Origin of the sequence: Peptoniphilus sp. oral taxon 836 str. F0141 (assembly GCF_000179335.1) — a bacterium.
Classification (GTDB): Bacteria; Bacillota; Clostridia; order Tissierellales; family Peptoniphilaceae; genus Peptoniphilus_A; species Peptoniphilus_A lacrimalis.
Window position 1 is genome coordinate 21,774 of record NZ_AEAA01000138.1, and the last position, 8,190, is coordinate 29,963.

8 protein-coding genes are annotated in these 8,190 nt (G+C 30.2%); all 8 read right to left on the minus strand.

Annotated elements, in window-relative coordinates; all coding sequences use genetic code 11:
* Position 1 precedes the first annotated feature (1 nt).
* Genes HMPREF9131_RS07510 through proB form a run of 8 tightly spaced genes read right to left on the minus strand, consistent with a single transcriptional unit; the run spans position 2 to position 7,811 of the window.
* Positions 2-1,297, minus strand: coding sequence for a TRAP transporter large permease (locus HMPREF9131_RS07510; RefSeq protein WP_009346250.1), 1,296 nt, complete (start codon positions 1,295-1,297; stop codon positions 2-4).
* A complete protein-coding gene (locus HMPREF9131_RS07515; RefSeq protein ID WP_004823769.1) occupies positions 1,294-1,758 on the minus strand; it encodes a TRAP transporter small permease in 465 nt (154 codons plus the stop codon). Before HMPREF9131_RS07515 ends, HMPREF9131_RS07510 begins: the two co-directional genes overlap by 4 nt.
* A 7-nt stretch (positions 1,759-1,765) precedes the next feature.
* Positions 1,766-2,560, minus strand: coding sequence for an inositol monophosphatase family protein (locus tag HMPREF9131_RS07520; protein WP_009346268.1), 795 nt, complete (start codon positions 2,558-2,560; stop codon positions 1,766-1,768).
* Positions 2,561-2,577: 17 nt separating this feature from the next.
* Complete coding sequence (locus HMPREF9131_RS07525) at positions 2,578-3,498, minus strand: DMT family transporter (RefSeq protein WP_009346245.1); 921 nt, start codon at positions 3,496-3,498, stop codon at positions 2,578-2,580.
* Positions 3,482-4,327, minus strand: a complete 846-nt coding sequence (gene thrB, locus HMPREF9131_RS07530) for a homoserine kinase (RefSeq protein WP_050784472.1) — start codon at positions 4,325-4,327, stop codon at positions 3,482-3,484. The genes HMPREF9131_RS07525 and thrB overlap by 17 nt, the downstream gene beginning before the upstream one ends.
* Entirely contained in the window at positions 4,317-5,789 is a 1,473-nt protein-coding gene (thrC, locus tag HMPREF9131_RS07535; RefSeq protein ID WP_009346258.1) for a threonine synthase, read from the minus strand. Before thrC ends, thrB begins: the two co-directional genes overlap by 11 nt.
* The gene (locus HMPREF9131_RS07540; protein ID WP_009346264.1) at positions 5,789-7,051 is read right to left on the minus strand and encodes a glutamate-5-semialdehyde dehydrogenase; all 1,263 of its coding nucleotides are present in this window, start codon (positions 7,049-7,051) and stop codon (positions 5,789-5,791) included. Before HMPREF9131_RS07540 ends, thrC begins: the two co-directional genes overlap by 1 nt.
* Positions 7,029-7,811 (minus strand): glutamate 5-kinase, encoded by a 783-nt coding sequence (gene proB / locus HMPREF9131_RS07545; RefSeq protein ID WP_009346254.1) that lies wholly within the window; start codon positions 7,809-7,811, stop codon positions 7,029-7,031. Before proB ends, HMPREF9131_RS07540 begins: the two co-directional genes overlap by 23 nt.
* Between the last annotated feature and the right edge of the window lie 379 nt (positions 7,812-8,190).

Consider the following 8,190-nt stretch of genomic DNA (forward strand, 5'->3'; position numbering starts at 1 on the left):
ATCAATCACCTAAAAAAAGTAAAGAGATTTGAGGAAATGCCGTAATAAGTAAAAGTCCAAATAAAAATACTCCAATAAAAGGTATAACCCTTTTTATTAGCTGGTCTAGAGAAACTTCTGCAAGCGAGGATGCTACAAAAAGATTTACTCCTAAAGGTGGTGTAACAAATCCAATAGCTAAATTTACAACCATCATTACCCCAAAATAAATAGGGTCGATGGAAAAAGTTTTAATAATGGGTAAAAACAGGGGTGTAAGTATTAATATTGCCGGTGTCGTATCCATAACCATGCCCACTAATAATAAAAATATATTTATGAAAATTAAAAGGGCAACTTTTGATGTTATAGAACTTGCGATAACATTTCCTACAATTTCCGTGGCTTTTAAGAAAGTTAAGATTCTAGCAAAACCCGTTGCTGCTGCAATTATAAATAAAACATTACAATAGCTTGAAACTGAAGAAATTAATACCTCCTTCATATCTCTTAAATTTATAGTCTTATAGATAAAAATAGAAATGAATAAGGAATAAAATACAGAAATTACCGCTGCTTCTGTTGGAGATGCAACCCCCCTATAAATTGAGCCAAGTATAATTATTGGTAACAAAAGTGCAAAAAAAGATTCCTTAAATAAATTTTTAAGACCTCTGTTTTTAATTTCTTGACTATAAATTATTAGTTTTTTCCTATCTTGACCTTTTTTTAAATCATAAAAATACGCATAAATTATCAAAAGAAAACCAAGAAGTAATCCAGGCAATATACCTCCAATAAATAGATCAGAAACTGAAAGTCCTGATGATTGACCATAAAAAATTAGAGGAATTGAAGGTGGAATAATTACACCTAAGCCTCCTGCACACGCTACTAATGCCGCTGCATAATTTTTTTCATAGCCTATTTTTTCCATAAGGGGTATTGTCATAGAACCTACTGCAGCTACTGTTGCAGGGCCTGAACCTGATATTGCACCATAAAAAAGACAGGTAACAACACAAGTTATTGGAATTCCAGCTTTTTTCTCGGCAATAAAATAAGAAAAAAAGTTAAAAATTTTATCTGAAATTTTTCCCTTTGCCATTATATGACCTGATAGGATAAACATTGGAACAGCCATTAACGGAAAGGAATTTACTCCACTTATCATCGCCCTAATGATATATTGGGGATCTGCAGGAAACCATGGGTTTATTAGGTTGGGAAGAACTGCTAAAAATAGTAAAACCATTGCAATGGGAAAGCCAAAAATAACTAAAATTATAAAGGCTAAAAGTAAAAGACTTATTATCATTTTTCCCTCCTAATTTTAAATAAATTCTCTACTGCTCTATAAATACTCAAAAGACTTGAAATAAAAACAGAAAACTGCAAAGTCCATGTCGGTATGCCTATTGCAGGAGATTTTTGAGCCGAAAGAATTGATTTATTCAAAACATCAAAAGAAAATAAAGAAATTATTGCAAACAAAATAATTATAAAGATGCAATTTAATATTTTTAATCTTTTTTGATTTTTGTAAGACATCCTATAGGACAAAAAATCCACTCTAATCGAAATCCCCTTTTTTATTGAATAGGGAATTCCCAAAAATGTGGACCATATGAATAAATATCTTACCAACTCTTCTGACCAAGATAAAGAATTATTAAATACATATCTGGCAACTATTTGAAGACCTAAAACTATACTCATAAGGACTAACAGAGTCATCAAAATTATTTCTTCAAAATTTTTTTCTAACTTTTTTAACATCTCTCACCTAATAATAATAAATTTCCAATTCTCTCAATAATGAAGGGTTGGCACAAATTACTCCACTTTTTCTTTTTAGGATCAGGTCATTACCATGAAAATCTTTGACCAAGGCTCCTGCTTCTTTTAAAATCAGTAAACCTGCAGCAAAATCCCAAATATTTAAATCTTCTTCCAAAAATGCGTCTGTTCTTCCAGAAGCAACATAACACATTTCAAGTGCTGCCGATCCAATTCTTCTTATGCCCTGACTATTTAAAAAAAGCCCCTTTATCATATCAAAAGTTTCTTCAGTTCTGTTTATTCTAAATCCACCAGCTCCAATGGCACAAAGAGCATCTTTTAAATTATTAATATTTGAAACTCTTATAGATTTTTCACCTAAAAAAGCACCATATTCTTTTATTGCCCAAAAAAGTTCTTTAGTATGGGGATCATATATCATGCCAAGTAAAATCTTCCCATCTTTGGCGAGACCTAAGCTTATTGAAGAATGTTTGTAACCGTGTACTAAATTTGTTGTCCCATCGCAAGGGTCTAAAATCCAAGTTAATTTATTAATATCTATATCATCATTATTTTTTTCTTCAGCAATAAATTGTGCATGGGGCAAAATATTTAAAAGTTTAGCTTTTAAATATTCCTGAACCTTCACATCGACTTCTGTAACAAAATCATTTTTACCCTTTATTCTTATTTCATCCTTTGGAGGTCTATCCTCATAAAAAAATTCACCACTGTGGGCTAGATCTTTTTCAATTTTATTTTTCATTTCTAATAGTGTATTTATATCTAAATCCATATTTCCCCCTAAAATTATTAATTCTTACCTTCCATCAAATCTGAATGTAAAAATGTTGTAGCAAAACTTGTTAAAAATAGAGCCACAAATAAATAGATATTAAATTTATCTTTTAAGATTATAACCGAAAGAAATGCCCCAAAAATTGGTATAAACATCTTATATGCCCCTACATTTGATGCTTTTTGATACCTCAAAAGCATATACCAAATAACAAAGGCTGTGGAAGATATAAAAGAACCATAAATTAATAAAATAATAGCTTTAAAATTAAAGATTAGAGGATGTTGATGAGTAAATAAACCCATAATAATTAATAAAAAACCTCCAAAAATAAATTGGAAAATTGAAATATTATAGGTATTTTCCTTTGAACCCCATTTCTTCATAATAACTGTACCCAAAGCGTTTAGGGCTGTCGACATTATAATAAATACTTCACCTCTTAGGGAAACAACTCCATCAACTTTTCCTCCAACATTTGATAATAAGGTAGCAATTATTCCTAAGATTACACATATAACTTTTTTTAAATTGAATTTGTCATCTCTAATCAATATATGAGCAAAAATCAAGACCATAAGAAAATTAGTAGATTGAATTATTGAGGAATGGACACCAGAAATCAAAGCCAAACCGTTATAATAAAAAATATATGCAACAGTTATTTGAACAACTGTAGAAATTATATAAAAAATAAGAGAAAAGTCATTTTTTCTGTCAGATTTTTCTTCAAATAAAAATTTATAAAATATAACAAAAAAACCCGCTAGAAAAAATCTATAACCTGCCACTAAAATCATAGAGCCAGGATCTTTACTTGTTATTCCTAAGACCTTGTAAGTTGTTTTTATCATGGGTATAGCACTTCCCCACAAAAACATAGCGAAAAGAGCCATCAAGGCAGAAGTATTCTTGTTTTTAAAAATCTTTTCCAATTATCTTAACGCCTTCTCCAGGACCTAATTCTAAAATTTTATATGTTGACGGACATACATTTTTTAAATCTCTATAGATATCTTTATTATCCTTAGAAGAAATAATTAGTATTGTAGGTCCTGCTCCTGAAATAAAAATAGCAGAATTTCTCCTGTCAGCAATTTCTTTATATTTATCAAAATCCACTATTAATTTTTTTCTATAGGGTTCGTGTAGCCTATCTCCATATATCTTACATAGCATATCAATGTCGCCTTTTTCTATAGCTCTTGAAATTAAATTTGAGTGTGAAATATTATAAATTGCATCTTCAAGTTTAACTTCAGTCTTTACAAGAGATCTAGCAAGTGCAGTTTTCAAAGGATAATCAGGAACAATAACAATATAGGATAGGTTTTTTGACGGCTCCACTTTATAAAATAAAACTTCATCAGCCACTTTTGTAGAAATCACAAGTCCCCCATATATAGCTGGTGCAACATTATCAGGATGACCTTCAATTTCTGTTGCAAAGCTTAAAATTTCCTTTTTTGAATACTTATCTCCTAAAAGAACATTAGCACCCATTAGCCCACCAACAATACAGGTAGCAGATGAGCCTAAACCTCTTGCTATAGGAACATTTTCAGAAACTTCAATTTTTACTTTTGGACACTCTTTTTTTTCTTTATCAAATAAATACTTAAAAGACTTATAAATCAAATTACTATTATCAAAATCTTCTTGGCTGGGACTGAAAATAAATTCATTTGATAAAGATAAACTCATACCCATTGTATCATAACCAGCTCCTAAATTTGCACTGGTAGCTGGGACTCTAATTTTCATCATTATCACCTAAAATTTTCATTATTTCTTTCTTAATATATTCTTTATCAATAACAATATTTTGTAGAATTTCTTTCTTATCTAAATTTTTTAAATTCTCAGGTATAGGAATATTTGTTATTTTATTGATATTATCAATTATTTTAAAATCATCGCTTCCACTAATATTTAAAGCTTTTCCTATAGATGCTGGGAATTTATAAAAAGAAGCAGTTGAAGCAAGTAAAATTTTTCTATTATCATCATTTTCCTTGAGATAATCTTCTACAGCCTTAATACATACTGCTGTATGAGTGTCGCAAAGATAATTGAAATTTTTATAATATTTTTTAATTATTTCTAAAGCCTCATCATCCTCAGCGTAATATCCCTTAAATTCTTTAAGAGATTTCTTACATTCATCAGAAATTTTATAAGTTCCACTATTATTTAAAGATTCCATGTAGGAATTTAATTCTTCAGGAGCTTTTAGATATAATAATCTTTCTAAGTTTGAAGAAATTAAAATATCCATGGAAGGAGAATTAGTTTTATAAAATTCTCTATTTGCATTATAAATTCCACTATTGAAGAAATCTGTCAAAACATTATTTTTATTAGATGCTACAATAAAGTTCCCTATATTTAGACCCATAACTTTAGCCAAATATGCAGCCAAAATATTACCAAAATTACCTGTTGGCACTGCCACATTTATCTCTTCCCCATCTTTGATTTTGGATTTTTTTACCAAATCATAGTAAGCATAAAAATAATACACAATTTGTGGAACAAGTCTACCTATATTTATTGAATTTGCTGATGATAATAAAATATTTTTTGATTCCAAAAAATCTCTTAATTCTTTGTCATTAAAGGCATCCTTCAGAGCACTTTGAGCTTGGTCAAAATTCCCTTTTATGCCAATGGCATAGACGTTTGTGCCTTCTTGTGTAAGCATTTGATATTTTTGTATAGGACTAACTCCATCAGTAGGATAAAAAACAATTATAAAAGTATCCTTAAGATTTTTAAAACCTTCAAGAGCAGCTTTTCCTGTATCACCGGAAGTGGCAGTTAAAATTCCTATTTTCTTATCTTTATCCTTAGCCAATAATATAAAATAAGGAAGAATTGAAAGGGCAAAATCTTTAAAGGCACTTGTCCTTCCATGGAAAAGTTCCATTATATATAGAGAATTAACCTCCTCTACTTTTAAGGCATTATCCACAGAAAAATTTTCTTTGCTGTAAGCCTTATCAATAATTTCTCTAAGAATTTTTTTATCTATATCATCAAAAATAGTTGAGATAATGACTTCAGCAAAGTCCCTATAATCCATCCTATCTTTGATATCTTGACTTAAATTTACTTTATTAAATTTTTCTGGCATAAATAAGCCACCATCTGAAGCGATACCTTTGACTATAGCTTCAAAAGATGATGAAAGCTTATCCTTACCCCTAGTTGAAATATATTTCATTACTCCCTCACTTGACCATTACCTAAAATTACAAATTTGCTGCTGACAAGTTCATCAAGTCCAACAGGTCCTCTTGCATGAAGTTTTTGAGTTGATATACCTAGCTCAGCACCGAATCCGAATACACCACCATCTGTAAATCTTGAAGAGGCATTTACATATACAGCCGCTGAATCAACTCTTTTAGTAAATTCCATGGCATTTTCATAACTTTCAGTTACTATAACTTCACTGTGTCCTGTTGAATATTTATAAATATGATCAATAGCCTCATCTAAAGAATCTACTATTTTCATAGAAAAAGCCATATCTAAATATTCCTTGCCATAATCATCTTCTTTGGCGTCATCTACATTTTTTAAATACTCTTTGGAATTTTTTCCTGCATAAACTTTTATAGAATATTTATCAATTAATTTTTGAAGTTCTGCAAAAAATTTCTTATCAACATCCTTATGAACTAGAAGGCTCTCCATGGCATTACAAACTCCAACTCTTTGAGTTTTTGCATTTTCAATAATTTTTATCGCCATATCAACTTTAGCAGAAGAATCTACATAAACATGACAATTCCCCACACCTGTTTGTAAAGTTGGTACTTTTGCATTTTCCACAACTGAATTTATTAAAGAAGCAGAACCCCTGGGCACAAGCAAATCTACATAACCTTTAAGCTGCATCAAATATAAAGCAGAATCTCTCTTTGTATCTTCAATTATTTGTACCATATTTTCATTATAAGATAAACTTTTAATAGCATCTCTTATAGATGAAGCAATAGCAATATTAGAATTTATTGCCTCCTTGCCACCCCTCAAGATAATAGAAGAACCTGCCTTTAGTGAAAGTGCAGCCGCATCTAAAGTTACATTAGGTCTTGCTTCATATATAATTGCAATAACCCCCATTGGCACAGTCCTTTTTGCAATATTTAAACCATCAGAATTTATAAAAGCCGACAAGGTTTTGCCAACAGGGTCATTTAATGAAATTATTGTGTCTAAAGAATCTGCCATATTTTCAATTCTTTGTCTATTGAGAAGAAGTCTATCTAAAAGACCTTGGCTCATTCCTATTTCTCTACCATGAACCATGTCTTTTTTATTTTCTTCCAATATATACTCACAATTACTTATTAAATTCTTTTTTATTTGAAATAAAATCTCATTCTTTTCCTTAGCATTTAATCGTGCCAAATCTCTAGATGAAATTTTAGCATTTTTCCCAATTTGTAAAATTTTATCTTGTAAAGTAAGTTCCAACTTCATCACCCTTCATAATTTGTCTAATTATCTTAAAATTCTTGGCATTAGCGATAACAACATCAATATTTTTCTCCAAACACATTCTTGCCGCATTAATTTTTGTTGACATTCCACCAACACCACGTTCAGAATTAGTTTCTTTAGCAAAATCTATAACACTTTCTATATTATCAACAGTTTTAATGAGTTTAGCACCACTATTAGTCCTTGGATCATCAGTATAAAGTCCATCAATATCTGAAAGCATAATCAAAAGATCCGCATTTACAATCTTTGCAATTATAGCAGAAAGCGTATCATTGTCACCAAACTTAATTTCAAAAGTCGATATAGTGTCATTTTCGTTAACTATGGGAATAGCAGGGAGATGTGCCAAATTATCAAAAGTATTTACAGCATTTTCATACATTGTCCTATCTGTTTCAATCTGTCTTGTAAGTAAAATTTGAGCCGTAGAATATCCATAGTGATTAAGAGTCCTATCATAAATATTAATCAAAGATACCTGCCCTACCGCTGCCGCTGCTTGCTTTACAGAAGTTTCTTTAGGCCTTTCTTTCAAATTTAACTTTTTTCTACCTACAGCAATCGCTCCAGAAGAAACTAACACCACATCAATACCATGATTTTTTAAATTTGCAAGTTCAAAACATAAATCATCTATCTTTTCTAAATTAGCCGCTCCGTCCTCATGGGTTATAGAAGAAGAACCGACTTTTATAACAAGTTTTTTAATGTCCCTTTTAAACTCTCTCATAGTACACCTCACTTCATTTTTTTAATATACTTAAAAAATACTAATTAGTCAAGTATTGCCTATTATTATCAGTACAATTGGAATTTTTTATAAAAATAAACAGCTCTAAAATGGCTCTATAATATCTGTTGGGGAGTAGATCTCTAACAGATTTTTTTATGTGAAAAATTGCACTTATACGCATTTAGTCCTAAACTTAAAATAACCAAAAATAAAGTTTTGAGGTGCATATAAGTGCAAAGTAATAATAACATGAATTTATTGGGTTTTAAGGATGTAATTTTTGATAGCTCTTTTTAGGATAATAATTTTTTTGTCTATCTTCTGTTAAAAAGATGGATGCTTGTCTTAACGAGCCTCCCCAATATTTGACATAGAA